Raw genomic sequence first — 20,064 nt, 5'->3', positions numbered from 1 at the left:
CCGGTTGTCGGCGGGGCTAGATCGGCGTGATGTAGGCGATCAGCCACTGCTTGCCGATCTTTTTGAAGTCCACCCGCAACCGGCTGCCGTCATAGAGCGGCTGGCGTGACTTGTCGGTGACCGTCCGGTTCATGTAGACCATCACGGCTGCCGAATCCCGTTTGGCGGACATGACTCCCACGCCCACGACGTTGGCCTGCACGACCACTTCGCGCTTCTTGGCCTCGGGGATGATCTGCGTGTTGGCGCTCTTCTGGAACTCCGCGCGATAGTCGGGGGTCAACAGCGGGTACGCGGCCGACAGGCTCCGTTCCACGGTTTGGTAGTCGTAGGCGAAGACCTCGGGTATTTCCTTCGCCGCCAGGCCGGGCAACACCGCACGCGCCGCCTGCTCACCGCGACCCTCGACCCGCTCCCAGTACATCCAGCCGGCCACCGCGGACAGCCCGACGAACGCCACGGCCAGAAGGTAACCCGCGACGATGAGCAGCCGACGCCGCCATCGCATCAATTACCCCCGTCTGGGTACTTCAGGTCGTAGCCGCTCATCCGTCCGGCCTCGTCTTCGTGCACGATGACGCGCAACCGGTAGGGCATCGACGGCTTGTTGACCCCATCGATGTCGGCGACCGTGACGCGCACCGACACCAACACCGACGCGTTATCACTAACGGTGTCAATGCCTTCCAGTGCGGCACCGTTGACGACGGCTTCGGAAGTCGCGTTGGTGGAGCGGAACAGCGCCTTGAGATTCTCGGCGTTGTTGTTGGCGCCGAGCATGCCGCGCAGCGGACCGCTGGTGCCGTTGATGAAGCGGTTGACGCTCTCGTCGATGTTGTCTTGCTTGTAGCTGAACATGTTGACGACCGTCTGCGTGGCGGTGTCGACGAAACGCTGATCGCGCGCTTGCGCCGCGGTGGCGTGGTGGTGCTGGACGATCAGCAAGGCCACGCATCCGGCCAGCACCCCCACCGCCAACAACGCCGCCGCAAACGAGATCCACGCGACCAGGGTGCGGTGCGGCTGCCGCCGTGGCGGCGGCTTGATGGACTTGAGGGACTTGACGGCCTTCGCCTGCTTCTTCGGCGTGACCGGAGCCTCGGTGTGGACCGTGACGTCCTGGGTCGACTCACCCTTGGCGGGACCCGCCGCGCGCGACGCTCGACGACGAACGCGCGGCTTGGTTGTTTGTCCGTCTGCCGCGGCAAGGTCCATTACAGGGTCCATTACATAGGCCTTGGATCAAGCATGAGGTCCACCCACTTCTCGGCGCCGGATGTGCCGGTGGCGCCGGCCGCGAAGATACCAGTGCCACCGGCCGGATCGACAAACGCGCCGGTCTTTTCGTCATAGGTGGCGTAGGCCGGGCCGCTGGCCTGCGGTTTCGGCCCGGGCGGTGGACCCCACGGCTTCTCCGGCCCCGGGCCCGCCGGCGGCGGATTGATCCCCTGCGGCGGTGCCGGAGGGGGGAGCCACTTCGGATACGGAAGCTGGGGCGGTACGGGGGGCACCCCGGGGGGCTGCCACGACGTGAATGGCGGCGGCGGCCCGTTGTCGTTGGGGGGCGGCGGAGCGTAGGCCGGCTGCTTGTTCGGCAGCGGACCCGGCCCGGGCACCACACCCGGCGGCGGCGGCCCGACGATGGGGGTACCGGGATCGGGTTCAGCATCCGGCGGGATATAGGGAAACTTGTTGGGCGGCAACGTGTTCAACCCATTGGTCATCGGTGTGTCGTAGGGCACCGGCGGACCGCGCCACGGATTGCGGCCAATCGGTACGTAGCCCTTCGGGTCGCGGCAGAGCTGAATGGTGGGGGCGCGCTTTCCGGGGAACTCCTGGCACGGGTAGTTGCGGGCGCCGCGCACGGTGCTGGGATCGTTTTGCGCGGTCTTGCAGTACATGTCCTTCGGAAGTTCGCGCACCGTCTCGTCGGCCGGTGTGCGCATCAACGGCGGGGGCAGGAAGCCGACGGCGCATGGCGGCGGGTCGTTGAGGTCGAGCTTGAAGTCCAGCTTCCCGCCCTCGTCGAGAGGAGGACCGCCCGCCATCGTGATGATCGCGGCGAACAGCGCCGGCAGCACCACCAGGAGTTGCTCGATCGACTTGTGGTAGATCACGCCGACCCGGCCCAGGTTGGCCAGGCTGGCGGCCAGTGCCGGGAAGCTGGGGCGGATACCGGAGAACGCGGTGCTGGCCTCGTCGGTGGCGCCCGGGGCGGTCGCCAGCGTGTCGCGAAGCTGCGGGTCGGCCTGACGCACCTCGGAGGTGAAGCGCGCCAGGCCATCGGACAGCGACTTGATGTCGCCCCCGGCGCGAATCTGGGCCTGCAGGAACGGGCCGGCCTGATCGATCAACTGCGAGACCTGCGGATAGTTGGCGTTGGCCTCGTCCACGAGCAGCCGGGCCGACTCGAAAAGCCGGGCCAGCTCGGGGCCGGAGCCGTTGGCCGCGATGAACGTCTCGTGCAGGAGCTCACGCAACCGGGTGTCACCCAGGCTGTTGACCAACGTCTCCGAGCGCTTCAACAGGTCGGCGACGTCCTGGCCGATCCGGGTACTTTGCCGCTCGATGCGAGATCCGTCGCTCAGCTTGCTCGTTGCCGGTCCCTTCGGGGGGACCAAGTCGATGTACTGCTCCCCGACCGCCGACACACTTTTGACGGTGGCCGTGACGTTCGACGGGATGGCGGTCTCGCTGTTGAGCCGCATCTGGGCGATCACGCCGTTGGGACTCAGGCCCACCGACTCGACGCGGCCGACGGCGACGCCGCGGTAGGTGACGTTGGCGTTTTTGTACAGGCCGCCGCCGGCAACGAAATCGGCGCTCACGCCGTAGGTTCCGATACCGAAGGTCGCGGGCAGCCGCAGGTAGAAGATCGCCATCACGGTCAGGGTGATGACCGTGATCACGGCGAAGATCGCCAGCTGGATCTTGGTCAGTCTGTCATGCATCTGCGTCCGCCCCCTACTGTCCCTGCGAACCCGAAGCCGTGCCGGGCGGAATCTTGAACGGATCCGCGGCCTGTCCGGACAGGTTGGCCAGTTCCCCGGTCAAGAAGTCCGGCGGATTGAGGATCTCGTCCATGTGGGCCATGTTCGGGTCGAAATACGCCGTGGTGAAGAACGTTTCACCGAGCCGGCGCAGGGTGAGGTCGAACGTGGTGAACACGTTGAGGTAGTCACCCCGGACGGCCTGTTTGATGCCGTAATTGGGGAACGGGAATGTCAGCAAGATCTGCAACGAGGTGACGAAGTTCTTTCGGTTGTCGTTGAGCGCCTTCACGACCGAGTACAGGTCCTTCATGTCGGCGGCGAAGTCCACCTTGGTCTTTGCCAGTACGTTCGAGGTGACGTTGGCGAGTTTGTGCAGCGCGCCGAAGGCCTCGACGATGTGGTCGCGGTTCTTGTTGAGCACACGAACCGCTTCGGGCAGTGTGTCCAGCGCCCGGCCCAGGTTGTCCTTGTCGCGCGCCAAGGCGGCCGAGAATCGGTTCAATCCGTCAACCGCATCGATAATGTCGTTGACCTGACGGTTCAGCCCCGAGGTCAATTCCGCCAGCCTGGGGACCAAGTCGACGAACTGGTCCCCTCGGCCCGCGACGGCCCGGTAGGTCTCGTCGGTGATCTCTTCCAGGGCACCGACATTGCCCTTGTTCACCACAACGCCGAGCGCCGAGAGCACCTCTTCGGTGGTGGGGTAGCGACCGGTGTTGGCCTCCGCGATTTTCGACCCGTCGGTCAGCCTGCCGACGGCCGGCTTGTCCTTGGGGTGCGCCAAGTCGATGTGCATCGAGCCGAGCAGCGACGTCTGGGCGACCGTCGCGGTCGAGTTGGCGGGCAGCACGACGTTTTTGTTCAGCGCCAATTTCACTGCCGCATAAAACGATCCGTCTGCCCGCTGTTCGGCCGAAATTCCGGAAACGCTGCCCACGGTGACGTCGTCGACCATCACCGGTGAGTTCTGCGGCAGGGTCGCCACGTCGGGCAGCTCGACCGTGACCGAATAGGCGCCACTGCCATGACCGGCCGTGCCGGGCATCGCCAATGAGTTCAGGCCGTTGAACTGGCAGCCGGCCAGCAGCATGCCGCCCGCCGCTAATCCGCCGGCGCGCAACCACATTCGAGTCATCCACCACCGCCCAAGCCGGCGGACGGCCCGCCAGGCGCCTGGCCCGGTGACGGACCCGGCAGCGGGCCGAACGCGCTTGGAGGCGCGGGGCCGGGGGCGGGAGCGGCGCCGGCCGGCGCGGGACCGGCCTGGGGGGCCGTCGGGACGAGCAACGCCTGCAGATCCGCCGGGTTCTGGGCGCCCGGGGACTGGGCGCCCTTGGCCGGGACCCAGGTCAGCTCCGGGACCGGGGTCGCCGCCTTGGCCTGGGTTTCCGGGGTGTCGTAGATGATCTGGCCCTTGTACGCCGTGATGGTGTTGAGCGGGTGGAACATCAAGGGCGGATAGTTCACGGTGAGCCGCCGCAGCACCGGCCCCAGCCGCTCACGACAGAGCTCGGCGCGCTTGAAGTAGTCCGGCGCCCTCGGCCCGGCCGCGGTCTCGAAGGAGCCACCGCAGATGAACTGCACGGGGTTGGCGAATTCCGGTATCGACAACAGGCCGTTGAGCGTGCCCTGCGCGGGGTCATAGATGTTGTAGAAGTTGGCGATACCCGGACCCGCCACGTGCAGCACCTGTTCGATGTTGTCGCTCTGGTCGCTCAACGTCTTCGCGAAGTCGTTGAGATTGTTGACCGTATCGATGATCGTCGAGTTGTTTTCGTGCAGGAACCCACGGATGTCTGACAGCGCCGTGTTGAGGGTCCCCAGGGTGCTGTCGAGATGGCGCGAGCTGTCGGCGAGCACCTGCGACACCGAGGCGACGTTTCCGGCGAATTGGACGATCTGTTCGTTACTGGACGAGAGCGCGTCGACCAGCACCTGCAGGTTCTTGACCGTGCCGAAGATGTCGCCGCGCGAATCCCCCAGCCGCCCAGCGGCTTGCGAGAGCTCGCGCAAGGCGCTGTGGAACGACTGGCCCTTGCCGTCGAAGGTGTCGGCGGCCTGGTTGATCGCCGAGCCCAGCGGACCCTGCATCGATCCGGCCGTCGGGCCGAGTTGGACGGCGAGTTGGGTCAGCGACTCCTTGACCTCATCCCATTCCACCGGGACGGCGGTGCGGTCCGGGCCGATGCTGGCGCCGTCGGCCATCGCCGGCCCGCCGGTGTACGCCGGTGTCAACTGGATGAACCTGGCCGCCACCAGGTTCGGCGACATGATGATGGCCTTGGCGTCCTTCGGGACTTTCACGTCCGTGGACACCGCCATGGTGATCTTGACGTCGGACGGACGCGGCTCGATCGTGTCGATGGTGCCGACCGGGACACCGAGGATGCGAACCTGGTCACCGGGATACAGACCGACGGCCGACGCGAAGTAGCCGACGATCTTGCGGTTATTTGCTTGCGACGACAGCACATACACGCCACCCACCAGCACCGCGACGAGCGCGATGATGGTGGCATAGCGCAGCCCCCGACTGCCGATGATTCGCTGCATCATGGTGACTTCGGCCTGATGACCCAGCGTTCCTGAATCAACCCGCGCAGGTAGTCGGCGAGGCTGGCCGGCATCTTGCCCGGCTGGTAGAAGAAGTCGAACATCGTGGCAATCAACGGCGCCGGGATCACACCGTAGACGTTCACGTTGAAGCCGGGGCCGGACCCGACCACCTCGCCCAACTCGGTGGCGTAGGTGGGTAGCCGCTTGAGGGCCTCGGCGATGTAGTCGCGACGCTCATTGAGGTTGGACAGCACGTCGTTGAGTTTGTTCAGTGCGGGGCCGAATTCCTTGCGGTTGTCGGCGACGAAGCCGGAGATCTGCGCCGAGAGATCCTGGATGCCCGAGATCAGCTGCCCCAGGGCATGGCGGCGTTCGTCGAGCGCGGCGAACAACTCGTTACCGTCATCGACCAGCTTGTTGACCTGTTCGGCGCGCTGGGACAACACGCCGGTGACCGACTTCGCATGCGCCAGAAGGCTTTGCAGCGCCTCGTCGCGGCGGTCCAGGGTGCGCGACAGGGAGGTCACACCGTCCAGCGCACCCCGCAGCTCCGGGTTGGCGTCGTGCAACGTGCTGGTCAGCACGTTCAATGCCTTCTCGAACTGCGGCTTGTTCAGGTTGCTCGCGTTGGAACCCAAGTCCTCGAGCGCGCCGGCGAGCGTGTACGGCGTCGTGGTACGGCTGAGCGGGATGGTGGTTGCCTTGCCGCCGCCGGCCGGGCTCACCGAGATGGAGCGCTCACCGAGGATGGTGTCGGTGCGGATCGCGGCCAGCGACTGGTCACCGACCGCGACGTGGCGGTCGACGCTGAAGCTGATCTTGGCGCTGTCGCCGGCCAGACCCACGGAGGTCACCTTGCCGACCTTGAAACCCGAGACGTAAACGGCGTTGCCGGGATTGATTCCACCCGCGTCGGTGAAGTAGGCGTCGTAGATCTTGCCCTGCGGCCAGAACGGTAATCCGGAGTAGCCGAACGCAATGAGCACGACGCAGACCACCAGCACCACGCCGAAGATGCCGGTGCGCAGTGGATCGCGCTCCCGCCGTTGTGTACTTGGCGCCTCTCCGTTATTTGGCAAAAGCGCACCTCCCCTTGCTGGGATCCAGCTGACCGCCCAGCGGCAGCAAGATGTCGCCACCGGCCGGGCCGTTGATCTTGATCGTCACGGAACAGAAATAGATGTTGAAGAACGACCCGTAGGCGCCGAGGGCGGCCAGCCGCAGATAGTCCTCGCCCAGCTGCTCGATGTCGTTGTTCACCTCGGCCTTGCGGTTGTCTATCTCGGTGGCCAGCGGACGGGTGTTCTCCAGGATGCCTTGCAACGGCCGGCGCGAATTCTTCAGCAGCTCGGTCAAATCCGTCGTTGTCGAGGCCAGCGGGGGGATGGCGCCCGCGATGTCGTCTTTGTGCTCGGCCAGCCCGGTGATCAGTTGTTGCAACTGGTCGACGCTGGTCGAAAATTGTGCGCTGCGTTGGTCCACGGTCGTCAGCACCGTGTTGAGGTTGTTGATCACGTCACCGATGAGCTGGTCGCGCTGGCCCAGCGCCGAGGAGAACGCACTCGTGTCGGCCAGCACATTCGACAACGCCCCGCCCTGGCCCTGCAGCAGCTGGATGACCGCGCTGCTGATGGTGTTGACCTTGTCGGCGTCAAGGCCTTTGAGCACCGGCCGCAGCCCGCCCAGCAGCGCATCGAGATCCAGTGCGGGCTGGGTGTGCTGGCTGTTGATCGTCCCACCCGCCGGTAGCCTCCGCAGCTCCCCCGGGCCGGACGTGATCTCCAAATATCTGTCGCCAACCAGGTTTTCGTAGCGGATCACCGCGCGCGTCGACGAGTAGAGCGCGTAGCGCTTGTCGACCCCGAACGTCACGTCGATGGTGTTGTCGTGATTGAGCTTAATGTCCGACACCGCACCGACCGGCACCCCGGCGATACGCACCTTCTGGCCGGACTTGAGCCGCGATACGTCGGTAAACGTTGCGTGGTACCTGCTTTCGGGGCCGAACCGGAAGTCACCGAAGACCACCACCAGCCCCGCCGACACCAACAACATGGCCACCGCGAAGATGCTGACCTTGATCATCATCGAGCGGTGCGACGGCATTCCCGAGGCGGCCATCAGAAGTCGTCCCGTTCCGCGAAGGCGCCGTGGAACAAGAACTGCAGTGTCGAGGGCGCATCGAACTGCAATTCGGTGAACGGCTCGTACGGGATGTTCGCGTTGTCGGTCACCAGGAACGGCGCCCGGTACCACGACCCGCCGTGTTGTTTGTTCGGGATGTCGGGCAGCCCACGGCAGTTCGGACCGCCCGAGGCGTTGACGATCGGCAGTGATTCCGGGTAGGTGTACGACGGCGCACCCAGCACGAAGCTCGACGACGTGAACAGGCCCGCCTTGCGAACACCGAGAATCGGTCCGAATTCTTTGAGGCCCCGGTCGATACCGGCGAACAGGCAGCCGAATTCCGGTGAGTACTCGCCGGCCACCTTGAGCGGGGCTCGCAACCGGTTGATGGCGTCGATGAAGTCCTGTTCGGCCGGCGCCAACGTGTCATAGGCGTTGTTCGCCAGGCCGATGGTGGCCAACAGCGTGTTGTCGAGATTCTTCTGCTGGTCCACGACGGTCTTGTTGATCGTCGGCAGGTTGTCGACCACGGTGGTCAGGTCGGGGGCGGCGTCGGCGTAGACGTTCGCCACCACCGCGGCCTTACGGAAGTCCTCCTGCAAGGCGGGCAGCTTCGGATTCGCTTGGCGTGTCAGCGTATTCAACCCCGACAAGATGCCGCCCAGGTCGTCGCCGTGGCCACGCAGGCCTTCGGCGAACGCGCTCAGCGTCCCGTTGAGTTCGACGGGGTCGACCTTGTGCAGCAGATCCATCAACGACTGGAACAAGGTGTTGACTTCCAGCTGCACCGCCGAGGCCGCGACGTGCGCGTCGGGATGCAGGGAGGTTGGCGAAGGCGATTGAGGCGGAATGAATTCCACCGCCTTGGCACCGAAAATGGTGTTGCCCGCGATGTGCACCGTCGCGTTGGATGGGATGAAATGCATGTCATCGCTGTTGATGCCCAGCGTCAGCCGCGCCTGGTCACCGGAAAAGTCGATGGTCTCGACCTTGCCGATCTGGATGCCGCGGTATTTGACCTTGGCGCCCTTCTCCATCACCAGCCCGGCTCGGGGCGCCGACACGGTGACGGTGTCGATCGACGCGAAGGCCGCGGTATACGAAAGGTACGTCAGCACAACGAACGCCACCATCAGGCTGGCCAGCACCGCTGCTGCCAACCGGACGGTTGTGCGTTTCGCCCCTGTGTCTGCCATGTCCTTTTAAGCGGTCCTCTTATCCGGAGAGGTTGAAGTTACCGGACGCCCCATACACAGCGAGCGAGATGAACAAAGTGATGACGACCACGACGATCAACGACGTCCGCACGGCCTGGCCGACCGCGATCCCGACGCCGACCGGACCGCCGCTGGCGTTGTAGCCGTAATAGGTATGCACGAGCATGACCGCGATGGACATCACGATGGCCTGCAGGAACGACCACAGGAGGTCCGACGGGATCAGGAACGTATTGAAGTAGTGGTCGTAGAGGCCTTTTGACTGCCCATTGATGTACACCGTGGTGAAGCGGGCGGCGAAGAAGGCGGCCAGCACCGACAGCGAGTAGAGCGGAATGATCGCGATCAGGCCGGCGATCAGGCGGGTCGATACCAGGTAGGACACCGAGTGCACCGCCATGCACTCGACGGCGTCGATCTCCTCCGACACCCGCATGGCACCCAATTGGGCGGTGGCGCCGGCGCCGATGGTGGCCGCCAGCGCGATACCCGCGATCACCGGCGCGACCACGCGGACGTTCAGGAAGGCGGACAGGAACCCCGTCAGTGCCTCGATGCCGATGTTGCCCAGCGACGAATACCCCTGCACGGCAATGACACCGCCGGAGGCCAGGGTCAGGAAGGCCGCAACACCGACCGTGCCGCCGATCATGACGAGAGCTCCCGCGCCCATGGTCATCTCGGCGATCAGCCGGATCGTCTCCTTGCGGTACCGGGTGAGCGCGTTGGGGACATAGCGGATGGTCTGCCCGTAGAACAACGCCTGCTCGCCGAAGTCGTCAACCGGCTCTTGCAGCCGCGAAAAGATGCGACGAAATCGCAGTGTGGCGTCGTAACTCATTGCGTGGGCACCCGTCTCATCACTTCGCCGAAATTCGCACGCCGACGGCGGTCATCACCACATTGATCACGAACAGACAGATGAAGGCGTACACCACGGTTTCGTTGACCGCGTTACCGACGCCTTTGGGCCCACCCTTGACGGTCAGGCCGCGGTAACAACCCACCATCCCGGCCATCACACCGAACAGCAGCGCTTTGACTTCGGCGAGAACCAGCTCGCGCAGACCGGTCAGCACGGTCAAGCCGTTGATGAACGCGCCCGGGTTGACGCCCTGCAGGAAGACGGAGAATACGTAACCACCGGAAAGACCGATGGCGCATACCAAGCCGTTGAGCAGCAGCGCCACCACCGTCGACGCCAACACACGGGGTACGACGAGCCGGTGGATCGGGTCGATGCCCAGGACCCGCATCGCGTCGATCTCTTCGCGGATGGTGCGGGCGCCGAGGTCGGCACAGATCGCGGTGGCACCGGCGCCGGCCACGACGAGCACGGTCACCACCGGACCCAGCTGAGTGATGGTGCCGAATGCCGTCCCGGCGCCGGACAAGTCGGCGGCGCCGATCTCGCGCAGCAGGATGTTGAGGGTGAAGGCCACCAACACCGTGAACGGGATGGACACCAGCAGCGTCGGAACCAGCGACACGCGAGCGATCATCCACGTCTGATCGAGAAACTCACCGAATTGGAACGGCCGGCGAAAAGCTGCCCGGCCGGTGTCCATCATCATTTCGAAGAATCCGCCGATGGCGCGGGCGGGGACCGCAAGTTGCTCAATCAACTCAGTTCCCTCCCCCCTCGGCTGGTCTCGGCGAAGTCTATGGCTGGCCTTTGCGTTGTCTACGGTCGAACGGGGCTCGGTGTGAGCCGGATCATATTAACTCAGAACAAGTTCGCCATGTCAATGAACAGCATCTCTTATCCCAACCGTTAATTCGCCAGGTCAGACGCACTTGTCACGTGTCAAACTGATACACGTTCTACCTGCCGATTCCCCCAAATCGACTGGCCGGAAATGGTTATTGTTCCATCAGTCCGCTCGCCGAAAAATTGTGCTCAGGATCACGGCCAGCAAAGTAATCCTGCAGTGTCGCGCTCAGTTGTGCAGGCTCCCAAGCGGCACCGTTGGCGCTGAATTTGCGCTCCACGGCCGGTGCAGCGACCAATGTCACCTGTGGACCGTAGACGATGAACACCTGGCCGTTGACTTCCGCTGCCGCCGGAGACGACAGGAACGTGACCAGATTGACGACGTGCTCCGGCGACAGCGGGTCGATACCGCCCGCTTCCACATCCGGTGCGTCACCGAAGACGTCAGCCGTCATCGCGGTGCGCGCGCGGGGGCAGATGGCGTTGGCGCACACGCCGTAGCGGCCCAGCGCCCGCGCAGCCGTCAGCGTGAGGGAAATGATGCCGGCCTTGGCGGCGCCGTAATTGGCCTGCCCGACCGGGCCGACCAGGCCGGCCTCCGACGCTGTGTTGACGATCCGGCCGAAGATCCGGCCGCCCGCGTCCTTGGCCTTGGAGCGCCAGTAGGTGGCGGCGTTGCGGGTCAGCAGGAAATGACCGCGCAGGTGCACGGCGATGACCAGGTCCCACTCCTCGTCGGACATGTTGAACAGCATCCGGTCCCGGGTAATCCCGGCATTGTTGACCACGATGTCGAGCCCACCCAGCCCGTCGGCCTGTGCAACCAGCTCGTCGGCGGTGGCGCGTTCGCTGATGTCGCCGGCCACGGCAACGGCCTTCGAGCCCGCGGAGTTGATTTCGTCGATGACGTCGGAGGCATCCAACGCGGCGGCGATGTCGTTGACGACGACGGTCGCTCCCAGGCGTGCCAGGCCCAGCGCCTCGGCCCGTCCCAGGCCCGCGGCCGCACCGGTCACCACCGCGACCTTGCCGGAGAGATCGGTCGCGTTCGTGCTGCTAGTCAATTTATGAATACCTCTAGTTTCGGGTTGCGCGCTCTAGGCTCGGATCAGTCGCCGCGGGAAAGCGCGGCGCGCGGGCATTCGGCGATCGCTTGCTCGACCAACTGCTCCTGCTCGGCGGGAATGGGGTCGAGTTTCACCACGGCGTAGTCCTCGTCGTCCAGGTCGAAGATATCGGGGGCAATTCCCAAGCACACTGCGTTACCTTCGCACCGGTCATGGTCCACGATCACCCGCACAGCACAACCTCCTTGAACGTGGCCTTCACCGCAGGACTCGCCTCATCAGTATGTGGGTCCACCATAGGGCCCCGACACCTCTGGCGAAACGGTCGCTGGATTCCCAGACTAGAACGTGTTACAACCGGGAAGACGAACGGGTAGCCGTTGGTCGAGCTGCAGGCTGTGACGAGGCTTGTCACTCCGAACGTCGCTAACGTGAAGGACGGCTGAAATGCGTATCAGTTATACCCCGGAACAGGAGGAGCTGCGTCGCGAGCTGCGGTCGTACTTCACCAGGCTGATGACCCCGGAGCGTCGCGAGGCGCTGACCTCGACACAGGGCGAGGTCGGGACCGGCACCGCCTACCGTGACACCGTCGCGCAGATGGGCAAGGACGGGTGGCTCACCCTGAACTGGCCCAAGGAGTACGGCGGCCAGGACCGCTCCCCGATGGACTCGCTGATCTTCACCGACGAGGCCGCCATCGCCGGCGTGCCGGTGCCGTTTCTGACCATCAACAGCGTGGCGCCGACGATCATGGCGTTCGGCACCGACGAGCAGAAGAAATTCTTCCTACCGAAGATCGCCGCGGGCGAGCTGCACTTCTCGATCGGCTACTCCGAGCCGGGCGCCGGCACCGACCTGGCCAACCTGCGCACCACCGCGGTGCGCGATGGCGACGACTATGTGATCAACGGCCAGAAGATGTGGACCAGCCTGATCGCCTACGCCGACTGGGTATGGCTGGCGGTGCGCACCAACCCCGAGGCCAAGAAACACCGCGGCATTTCGATGATCGCGGTGCCGACGACCGCCGAAGGCTTCTCCTGGACGCCGGTGCACACCATGGCCGGCGTGGACACCAGCGCCACCTATTACTCCGACGTGCGCGTCCCGGCGACCAACCTGATCGGCGAGGAGAACGGCGGCTGGAAGCTGGTGACCAACCAGCTCAACCACGAGCGGGTCGCCCTCGTCTCTGCGCAACCGATCTTCCTGGCCCTGCGCGAGGTTCGCGAATGGGCACAGAACACCAAGGACGCCGGCGGTGCGCGGCTCATCGACTCGGAGTGGGTGCAGCTCAACCTGGCCCGGGTGCACGCCAAGGTCGAGGTCCTCAAGCTGATCAACTGGGAACTGGCATCCGCAGCGAGCGAAGCCCTCTCGCCCGCCGATGCGTCGGCGGCCAAGGTGTATGGCACCGAGCTGGCCACCGAGGCCTATCGGCTGCTGATGGAGGTGCTGGGTACCGCGGCGACGGTGCGCCAGAATTCGCCGGGCTCGAAGCTGGCCGGCCGGGTCGAGCGGATGCATCGGGCGTGTTTGATCCTGACCTTCGGCGGCGGCACCAACGAAGTGCAGCGCGACATCATCGGCATGGTTGCCCTCGGCCTGCCCCGAAACCGCTGAGCCGCTACCTAACAGAAGGACGGACGTTCATGGATTTCACCACAACCGAAGCGGCGGACGACCTCGGCAACCTGGTCGACACCATCGTGGACTCGGTGTGCACACCCGAACACCAACGTGAGCTCGACGGGCTCGATCAGCGGTTCGATCGCGACCTGTGGCAAAAGCTGATCGACGCCGGCATCCTGTCCAGCGCGTCGGCATCGTCGCTGGGCGGCGACGGCTTCGGTGCGCTCGAGCAAATCGCGATCCTGGTCGCGCTGGGACACCGGCTGGCCGCGGTGCCCTACCTGGAGTCGGTGGTGCTGGGCGCCGGAGCGCTGGCCCGATTCGGCTCCGAAGAGCTGCAACAAAGCTGGGGCGTGCCGGCGGTCAACGGCGAGAAGACGCTCAGCGTCGCCCTCGACGGCGAGATGGGCGAGGGCCCGGTGCAAGCGGTCAGCGCCGGCGCCGGCTACCGCCTGACCGGAACGCGCACCCAGGTCGGATTCGGCCCGGTCGCCGACGCTTTCCTGGTTCCCGCCGAAACAGACTCCGGCACTGTGGTTTTCCTGGTTGCCGCCGGTGACCCAGGCGTCACCGTGACCACGCTGGAAACCACCGGCCTGGGCAGCGTCGGGCACCTCGCGCTGGAGGGAACCGAGGTGGACGAAAGCCGCAGGGTCGGCGGCGCCGAGGTCGTGACGTGGCTCGGCACTCTCGGCGCCTTGGGCCGCAGCGCTTTCCAGCTCGGGGTGCTCGAGCGTGGCCTGCAGATGACCGCCGAATATGCGCGCGAGCGTGAGCAGTTCGACCGCCCGATCGGCAGCTTCCAGGCGGTGTCGCAGCGACTGGCCGACGGCTATATCGACGTCAAGGGGTTGCGGCTCACGCTCACCCAGGCGGCCTGGCGAGTCTCGGAAGACGTCCCGGCCGAGATCGACGTCGCCAGCGCGGCGTTCTGGGCCGCCGACGCCGGTCACCGGGTGGCGCACACCATCGTGCACGTGCACGGCGGCGTCGGTGTCGACACCGACCATCCGGCGCACCGCTACTTCCTGGCCGCCAAGGAGACCGAGTTCGCCTTGGGCGGCGCCACCGGGCAACTGCGCCGCATCGGCCGTGAGCTGGCGGAGACGCCCGCTTAGGCGAAATGGAACTCACCGACGACCTGACGGTCACCAAGCTGCTGGCGCCGCTGACCGAGATCGACGACCGGGGTATCTACTTCGAGGACTCGTTCATCAGCTGGCGCGATCACCTGCGGCACGGTTCCGCGATCGCCGCGGCGCTGCGTGAGCGCCTCGACCCCACCCGGCCGCCGCACGTCGGCGTGCTGCTGGAGAACACGCCCTTCTTCTCGGCGATGCTGGTGGCGGCGGGAATGTCGGGGATCGTGCCGGTGGGGCTCAACCCGGTGCGCCGCGGCGAGGCACTGCAGCGCGACATCGACCGAGCCGACTGCCAATTGGTGCTCGCCGACTCGAAATCGTCTGAGACGCTGGCCGGTATCGAGCACCTGAACGCCGACTCCTCCGAGTGGGCCGACACCCTCGCCGCGCACCGCGACGCCCGGATCTCCTTTCAATCCGCCTCGCCGGCCGACCTGTTCATGTTGATCTTCACGTCGGGTACCAGCGGCGAGCCGAAGGCGGTCAAGTGCAGCCACGGCAAGGTCGCGATCGCGGGCGTGACGATGTCGCAGCGCTTCGGGCTCGGCCGCGACGACGTCTGCTACGTGTCGATGCCCTTGTTCCATTCCAATGCCGTCCTGGTCGGTTGGGCAGTGGCCGCGGCGTGCGAGGGATCAATGGTCTTGCGACGCAAGTTTTCCGCGTCGAACTTCATCGTCGATGTGCGCCGTTACGGCGCCACGTACGCGAACTACGTGGGCAAGCCGTTGTCGTACGTGCTGGCCACACCCGAGCGGCCCGACGACGCCGACAACCCGCTGCGCGCGGTGTACGGCAACGAGGGCGTGCCCGGTGACATCGAGCTCTTCGGCCGCAGGTTCGGCTGCGTCGTCCAGGACGGGTTCGGTTCCACCGAAGGGGGCGTGGCCATCGCACGCACGCCCGACACACCGCCGGGTTCCTTGGGCCCCCTTCCGGAGGGAATCGACATCGTCGATCCCGAAACCGGCGTGCCGTGCCCGTCGGGCGTGGTCGGCGAGCTGGTGAACACCGCCGGGTCCGGGCGTTTCGAGGGTTACTACAACGACGAGGCGGCCGAGGCCGAGCGGATGGCCGGTGGGGTGTACCACAGTGGCGATCTCGCCTACCGCGATGACGCCGGCTACGCGTATTTCGCTGGGCGGCTGGGTGATTGGATGCGGGTCGACGGTGAAAACCTCGGTGCGGCGCCGATCGAGCGGGTGTTGCTGCGCCACCCCGACCTCACCGAGGTGGCGGTCTACCCGGTGCCCGACGCGATAGTCGGAGACCAAGTCATGGCCGCGGTGGTGATGGCGCCGGGCACCGAGTTCGATGACGAGAAGTTCCGTGTCTTCCTGGCCGAGCAGCCGGACTTGGGACCCAAGCAGTGGCCGTCGTACGTGCGGGTCAGCGCCGAGCTCCCGCGGACGGTGACCTTCAAAGTGCTGAAGCGACAATTGGCCGCCCAGGGTGTCGACTGCGCCGACCCCGTGTGGAAGATCCACCGCTAAGGAACCGAGGCGGACGCGCGTTTTAACAACCTGCCCGGCGGGCGTCGCGATGCATATCGATCGTGGCCCGCGCGCGTTGTGCGACACTGCATGAACATGCCGCTAACAAAAGGAGATGCGATGGTTGATGCGCCGGATCCCCGCCTCGGCACCATGGTCACGCACGCCGATACCGAAACCGGCGCATGACTGCACGCCCTCTCGAGCTCGCGCTCGAGGCGAGCTTTGAACAGCTTTCCGCTGCGCTACCGGCGAGCGTCGGCGTCGCCATCGCCCGGCCGGACAGAACGTTTTCGCTGGGGAGCTGGTGGTCCGGCGTGGCATGGTCGACGATCAAAGTGCCCCTGGCAATAGCGGCGCTGCGCAACGACTGGCTGGGTGCCCGCGATTTCGCGGTGAAGGCCATCACCGAATCCGACAATCGCGCGTCCGAGCAGTTGTGGTCGCAATTGGGCGGGCCGGGTGATGCGGCACGGCAGGTTCAGGTCGTGGTGGCCGAAGGCGGTGACACCGCGACGGTGGTCGAGTCACGCCGACTCCGCCGTGGTTTCACCGCTTTCGGCCAAACCCAGTGGAATCTGCAGCGCCAGGCGCGATTCGCCGCAGAGCTGCCGACCATCCCCGACGCCGCCGAGGTGATCGACCTGATGCAACAGCTCACCACCGGTGACCAGTGGGGGTTGGCCGCCAAAGGGATTGCCGCGAAGGGGGGTTGGGGGCCAGGGGTGCACGGTGGGTACCTGGTCCGGCAATTCGGGATCGTCGGAACCCAATCCGGGCAGTGGGGCGTGGCGCTGGCGGCGGACGCGCACGACGGCGCGTTCGACACGGGAGTCGACGTGGTCAATACGCTGACCGACTGGCTGCTGAGCCGGGTGCCGAGCCTAGCCCGTTATTGACGGCACGACGGCGTCGATCAGATGCGGTCCGGGTTGCGAGAACGCGGCGCGCAGCGCATCGGCGAGCTCCCCGGTGGTGGTGACCCGACGGGCGGGCACTCCCATGCCCTCGCTGAGCTTCACGAAATCCATTGTGGGGTCAGATAAATCGAGCAGGGAGAGCGCCTCGGGCCCGGGGGCTGATCCGGCACCGACCCGTTGCAGCTCGATTCGCAGGATGTCGTAGGCGCTGTTGTTGTACAGCACGGTGGTGACGTTGAGGTTCTCCCGCGCCTGGGTCCACAATCCGGAAATGGTGTACATGGCCGAGCCGTCGGATTCCAGGCACAGCACCGGACGATCCGGGGCGGCGATCGCGGCACCGATCGCCGCCGGAATGCCGTAGCCGATCGCCCCGCCGGTCAGCGTCAGCCAGTCGTGCGCCGGCGCCCCGGCGGTGGCCTGGGCGAGCAGCAGTCCCGACGTGTTCGACTCGTCGACCACGATCGCCCGTTCCGGCATCACCGCCCCGATCACGTCGGCCGCCGACGCGGACGTCAGCGCGCCCGTCGGCAGCTTCGGACGCGACGCGGCCGCCACCGGTGCCACGGTCCCCGGCGCCACCTGATCCGCCAGGGCGATCAACGCATCCGCCGCGCCGCTGTGTTCGGCCAGCACGTGCACCTCGCACCCGGCCGGCACCAGGTCGCTGGGCATGCCCGGGTAAGCAAAGAACGACACCGGCGACTTGGCGCCGGCCAGCACCAGATGCTTGGCGCCGTCCAGCTGGGCCGTGGCGGCCTCGGCGAAATAAGCGAGCCGGTCGACGGCGGGGATACCGGCGCCGCGCTCCAGCCGGGTGGGAAAGGTCTCGCACAGCACGCGCGCGCCCGTCGCCGCGGCGATCCGGGTGGCCGCGGCCAGGCCGGCGTGGCGGGTGGCGTCGCCGCCCACCATGATCACCGTCGGCTCCCCGGAGCCCAGCACCTCGGCCACCTCCGGCGCCAGCAGCGGGTCGGCACCCGCCGGCTCCGCCTCCAGCGTCGACATCAGCTGGGCGCCGTCGGACCAGGACACGTCGGCGGGCAGGATCAGCGTCGAGATCTCCGACCTCCATCGGCTCGCCGCGATGCCCTCGACGGCGTCGGCCGAAACGTGGGAGGCGTCACCCGTTCGGCGCACCCATCCCGAAACGGTGCCGGCGAGGGCGTCGATGTCGGATTCCAGTGGGGCATCGTATTTTTTGTGATATGTGGCGTGGTCACCGACGACCACCACCATCGGCACCCGGGCGCGCCGCGCGTTGTGCAAATTGGCCAGGCCGTTGCCCAATCCGGGGCCCAGATGCAGCAGCACCGCCGCCGGGCGATCGGCGATGCGGGCATAACCGTCGGCCGCCCCGGTGGCGACCCCCTCGAACAAGGCCAGCACGCCACGCATCCGCGGAACGCTGTCCAGTGCCGCGACGAAGTGCATCTCCGACGTGCCCGGGTTCGCGAAACACACGTCGACACCGCCGTCGACCAGGGTGTTGATCAGGGCCTGGGCGCCGTTCACCTGATTGCCTCCAGTCGGAACACTCGTTCGGCATTGCCGCGCAAGAAGTCTCGGCGAGCCTCTTCGGAGAGCCCGAGTTCGTCCAGCCCCGCCAACGCGTGCTCGTGGATGATCATCGGGTAATTGGTGCCGAACAACACTTTCCGTTGCCCGGTACGAGTTTTCATGAATCTGATGAGTTCTTCCGGCAACCGCCTGATCGTGTACGCCGACGTGTCGATGTAGACGTTTTCGTGCTTACGGGCCACCGCGACCATTTCTTCCGTCCACGGGTAACCGACGTGGCCGCAGACGATCACCAGTTCGGGAAAATCGAGGGCCACCTCGTCGATGTAGGGAATCGGCCGGCCGGTTTCCGACGGGCGCAGCGGGCCGGTGTGACCGACCTGGGTGCAGAACGGCACCCCGGACTCCACGCACTGGGCAAACAACGGATAGTAGCGGCGATCGGTGGGCGGGGCGTTCCACAACCACGGCACCACCCGCAGGCCGACGAATCCTTCTGCGACTCGCCGTCTCAGCTCGCGGACCGCCTCCATCGGGCGGTCGAGATCGATGGCGGCAAGCCCGGCGAACCGGTTCGGGTGCGCGGCAATCCATTGCGCCACCTCGTCGTTGGAGACGAGGTCCTGGCCATTCGGGCCGCGCCAGGCGCTGAGTATGCCCAGTTGCACGTCGGCGGCGTCCATCGACGCCAGCGTGGCCTCGATCGGGATTTCGGTGTCGGGGATCGACCCGCCCGTCCAGCGCCGCAGGGACGCCAGCATGTCGCTGCGCAGGAACCGCAGCGTCGGGTGTTGCATCCAGACGTCGATCGTCATCGGGATCGACAGTAGCCCGGCGACGATGCGCGCCGCGTAGCGGCGGGAGACAAGGCGGGCGATCCGACCGTAGCCGCCGCTCAGGCTGCCAGCGCGGCGCGGGCGGCGGCGGCGGTCTGTCGCGTGTACCCGCCGCCGAACAGCACGACGTGCGCCAGCAGCCCGAAGAGCTGGTGCAGCCCCATGCGGTCGCGCCAGCCGGGTTTCAGCGGCTGCACCCGCTGATACCCGTCGAGGACGGCGTCGTAATGCGGGCAGCCGAACAGCGCGAGCATCGCCAGGTCGGTCTCGCGGTGACCGCCGTGCGCGGCGGGGTCGATCAGCACCACCCCGCCGGGCGTCCACATCACGTTGCCGCTCCACAGATCACCGTGCAGCCGGGCCGGCCGGTCGTCGTCGTCGTCGAAGTCGCCCGCCCGGCAGCGCGCCGCGACGGCGTCGACGGCCTCGCGGGTCGCGGCGTCGAGCCGCGCCGCCGCGAGTTCGGCCATCGGGGACAGCCGCTCCTGCGCGTAGAACTCGCCCCAGCGTCGGTGGGGCCGCAGCGACATCGGCAGGGGCTGCGAGAGCGGCCCGAAGAAGCCGGGCCCGTCCCACCCGTCGGGGCCCGCGCCGAAGGCCGCAGCGCCGGCGTCGTGCGTGACGGCGAGCCGGCCGCCGAACGCGCGCGCCGCCTCGGGGATCGGGCTCACCGAATCGAGCCGCCGCAGCGTCAGGCTCGTCGCGGTGACGGAAACGACCTGCGCGCAGGGCACGCCGCCGTCGACGCCGGAAAGCCACTGCAACCCCGCGGCTTCCGCCGCGAAGAAACCGGCGGGCGCGTCCGGATTGTGCTTGACGAAGTCGGTCACACGGCGCGGGCCC

At 66.4% G+C, this 20,064-nt stretch carries 19 protein-coding genes; 4 read left to right on the top strand and 15 right to left on the bottom strand.

All coding sequences use genetic code 11. The features are described from left to right. Positions 1 to 16: 16 nt before the first annotated feature. The 12 genes from EPN51_RS22155 to EPN51_RS22100 form a co-directional block, all read right to left on the bottom strand. Positions 17 to 508, bottom strand: a complete 492-nt coding sequence (locus EPN51_RS22155) for a mammalian cell entry protein (RefSeq protein ID WP_293046959.1) — start codon at positions 506 to 508, stop codon at positions 17 to 19. Beyond that, positions 508 to 1,227 (bottom strand): mammalian cell entry protein, encoded by a 720-nt coding sequence (locus EPN51_RS22150; RefSeq protein ID WP_293046957.1) that lies wholly within the window; start codon positions 1,225 to 1,227, stop codon positions 508 to 510. The genes EPN51_RS22155 and EPN51_RS22150 overlap by 1 nt, the downstream gene beginning before the upstream one ends. After that, positions 1,227 to 2,951 carry a virulence factor Mce family protein gene (locus EPN51_RS22145; protein ID WP_293046956.1) on the bottom strand — a complete coding sequence of 575 codons (1,725 nt, stop codon included), beginning with the start codon at positions 2,949 to 2,951 and terminating at the stop codon, positions 1,227 to 1,229. Before EPN51_RS22145 ends, EPN51_RS22150 begins: the two co-directional genes overlap by 1 nt. Before the next feature lie 13 nt (positions 2,952 to 2,964). Continuing rightward, on the bottom strand, positions 2,965 to 4,128 hold the full coding sequence (locus EPN51_RS22140; RefSeq protein WP_293046954.1) for an MCE family protein: 1,164 nt from the start codon (positions 4,126 to 4,128) through the stop codon (positions 2,965 to 2,967). Next, on the bottom strand, positions 4,125 to 5,549 hold the full coding sequence (locus EPN51_RS22135) for a virulence factor Mce family protein (RefSeq protein ID WP_293046953.1): 1,425 nt from the start codon (positions 5,547 to 5,549) through the stop codon (positions 4,125 to 4,127). Before EPN51_RS22135 ends, EPN51_RS22140 begins: the two co-directional genes overlap by 4 nt. Then, entirely contained in the window at positions 5,546 to 6,628 is a 1,083-nt protein-coding gene (locus EPN51_RS22130) for a virulence factor Mce family protein (protein WP_293046951.1), read from the bottom strand. Before EPN51_RS22130 ends, EPN51_RS22135 begins: the two co-directional genes overlap by 4 nt. Beyond that, on the bottom strand, positions 6,618 to 7,670 hold the full coding sequence (locus EPN51_RS22125) for a virulence factor Mce family protein (RefSeq protein WP_293046950.1): 1,053 nt from the start codon (positions 7,668 to 7,670) through the stop codon (positions 6,618 to 6,620). Before EPN51_RS22125 ends, EPN51_RS22130 begins: the two co-directional genes overlap by 11 nt. Beyond that, on the bottom strand, positions 7,670 to 8,872 hold the full coding sequence (locus EPN51_RS22120; RefSeq protein ID WP_293046948.1) for an MCE family protein: 1,203 nt from the start codon (positions 8,870 to 8,872) through the stop codon (positions 7,670 to 7,672). Before EPN51_RS22120 ends, EPN51_RS22125 begins: the two co-directional genes overlap by 1 nt. Before the next feature lie 19 nt (positions 8,873 to 8,891). After that, positions 8,892 to 9,734, bottom strand: a complete 843-nt coding sequence (locus EPN51_RS22115; RefSeq protein WP_293046947.1) for an ABC transporter permease — start codon at positions 9,732 to 9,734, stop codon at positions 8,892 to 8,894. Positions 9,735 to 9,753: 19 nt separating this feature from the next. Next, on the bottom strand, positions 9,754 to 10,518 hold the full coding sequence (locus EPN51_RS22110; protein ID WP_293046945.1) for an ABC transporter permease: 765 nt from the start codon (positions 10,516 to 10,518) through the stop codon (positions 9,754 to 9,756). A gap of 238 nt (positions 10,519 to 10,756) precedes the next feature. Continuing rightward, positions 10,757 to 11,671, bottom strand: a complete 915-nt coding sequence (locus EPN51_RS22105) for a 3-oxoacyl-ACP reductase (protein WP_293046944.1) — start codon at positions 11,669 to 11,671, stop codon at positions 10,757 to 10,759. A 44-nt stretch (positions 11,672 to 11,715) separates the two neighbouring features. Further along, positions 11,716 to 11,907 carry a ferredoxin gene (locus tag EPN51_RS22100; protein ID WP_293046942.1) on the bottom strand — a complete coding sequence of 64 codons (192 nt, stop codon included), beginning with the start codon at positions 11,905 to 11,907 and terminating at the stop codon, positions 11,716 to 11,718. Between the two features lie 214 nt (positions 11,908 to 12,121). Between EPN51_RS22100 and EPN51_RS22095 the strand changes: the two genes are divergently transcribed. The 4 genes from EPN51_RS22095 (at position 12,122) to EPN51_RS22080 (ending at position 16,843) form a co-directional block, all read left to right on the top strand. Then, positions 12,122 to 13,300: an acyl-CoA dehydrogenase gene (locus EPN51_RS22095; RefSeq protein ID WP_293046941.1), complete on the top strand. Its 1,179-nt coding sequence runs from the start codon at positions 12,122 to 12,124 to the stop codon at positions 13,298 to 13,300. A 29-nt stretch (positions 13,301 to 13,329) separates the two neighbouring features. After that, positions 13,330 to 14,427 (top strand): acyl-CoA dehydrogenase family protein, encoded by a 1,098-nt coding sequence (locus EPN51_RS22090; RefSeq protein WP_293046940.1) that lies wholly within the window; start codon positions 13,330 to 13,332, stop codon positions 14,425 to 14,427. Positions 14,428 to 14,432: 5 nt separating this feature from the next. Next, the gene (gene fadD17, locus EPN51_RS22085; protein WP_293046938.1) at positions 14,433 to 15,944 is read left to right on the top strand and encodes a long-chain-fatty-acid--CoA ligase FadD17; all 1,512 of its coding nucleotides are present in this window, start codon (positions 14,433 to 14,435) and stop codon (positions 15,942 to 15,944) included. Between the two features lie 185 nt (positions 15,945 to 16,129). Then, a complete protein-coding gene (locus EPN51_RS22080) occupies positions 16,130 to 16,843 on the top strand; it encodes a hypothetical protein (protein ID WP_293046937.1) in 714 nt (237 codons plus the stop codon). On the opposite strand, the gene EPN51_RS22075 is transcribed toward EPN51_RS22080, so the two are convergent. The 3 genes from EPN51_RS22075 to EPN51_RS22065 all read right to left on the bottom strand — a co-directional run bounded on the left by EPN51_RS22075 (position 16,829) and on the right by EPN51_RS22065 (position 20,051). Beyond that, positions 16,829 to 18,379, bottom strand: a complete 1,551-nt coding sequence (locus EPN51_RS22075; protein ID WP_293046935.1) for an acetolactate synthase large subunit — start codon at positions 18,377 to 18,379, stop codon at positions 16,829 to 16,831. The genes EPN51_RS22080 and EPN51_RS22075 overlap by 15 nt on opposite strands. After that, the gene (locus EPN51_RS22070; protein ID WP_293046934.1) at positions 18,376 to 19,200 is read right to left on the bottom strand and encodes an amidohydrolase family protein; all 825 of its coding nucleotides are present in this window, start codon (positions 19,198 to 19,200) and stop codon (positions 18,376 to 18,378) included. The genes EPN51_RS22075 and EPN51_RS22070 overlap by 4 nt, the downstream gene beginning before the upstream one ends. A gap of 80 nt (positions 19,201 to 19,280) precedes the next feature. Further along, a complete protein-coding gene (locus tag EPN51_RS22065; RefSeq protein WP_293046933.1) occupies positions 19,281 to 20,051 on the bottom strand; it encodes a fructosamine kinase family protein in 771 nt (256 codons plus the stop codon). Positions 20,052 to 20,064 lie beyond the last annotated feature (13 nt).

This window comes from Mycobacterium sp. (genome assembly GCF_004298145.1).
Lineage (GTDB): Bacteria > Actinomycetota > Actinomycetes > Mycobacteriales > Mycobacteriaceae > Mycobacterium.
Note: the sequence above shows the minus strand (reverse complement) of the source record. Positions and strands in the feature narration are given on the sequence as shown.

Bases quoted from the DNA above. Each gene is read 5' to 3' on its own strand.
- EPN51_RS22155 (WP_293046959.1), bottom strand. From the start codon at position 508: ATGCGATGGCGGCGTCGGCTGCTCATCGTCGCGGGTTACCTTCTGGCC.
- EPN51_RS22150 (WP_293046957.1), bottom strand. From the start codon at position 1,227: ATGGACCCTGTAATGGACCTTGCCGCGGCAGACGGACAAACAACCAAG.
- EPN51_RS22145 (WP_293046956.1), bottom strand. From the start codon at position 2,951: ATGCATGACAGACTGACCAAGATCCAGCTGGCGATCTTCGCCGTGATC.
- EPN51_RS22140 (WP_293046954.1), bottom strand. From the start codon at position 4,128: ATGACTCGAATGTGGTTGCGCGCCGGCGGATTAGCGGCGGGCGGCATG.
- EPN51_RS22135 (WP_293046953.1), bottom strand. From the start codon at position 5,549: ATGATGCAGCGAATCATCGGCAGTCGGGGGCTGCGCTATGCCACCATC.
- EPN51_RS22125 (WP_293046950.1), bottom strand. From the start codon at position 7,670: ATGGCCGCCTCGGGAATGCCGTCGCACCGCTCGATGATGATCAAGGTC.
- EPN51_RS22120 (WP_293046948.1), bottom strand. From the start codon at position 8,872: ATGGCAGACACAGGGGCGAAACGCACAACCGTCCGGTTGGCAGCAGCG.
- EPN51_RS22115 (WP_293046947.1), bottom strand. From the start codon at position 9,734: ATGAGTTACGACGCCACACTGCGATTTCGTCGCATCTTTTCGCGGCTG.
- EPN51_RS22095 (WP_293046941.1), top strand. From the start codon at position 12,122: ATGCGTATCAGTTATACCCCGGAACAGGAGGAGCTGCGTCGCGAGCTG.
- EPN51_RS22090 (WP_293046940.1), top strand. From the start codon at position 13,330: ATGGATTTCACCACAACCGAAGCGGCGGACGACCTCGGCAACCTGGTC.
- fadD17 (WP_293046938.1), top strand. From the start codon at position 14,433: ATGGAACTCACCGACGACCTGACGGTCACCAAGCTGCTGGCGCCGCTG.
- EPN51_RS22080 (WP_293046937.1), top strand. From the start codon at position 16,130: ATGACTGCACGCCCTCTCGAGCTCGCGCTCGAGGCGAGCTTTGAACAG.
- EPN51_RS22070 (WP_293046934.1), bottom strand. From the start codon at position 19,200: ATGACGATCGACGTCTGGATGCAACACCCGACGCTGCGGTTCCTGCGC.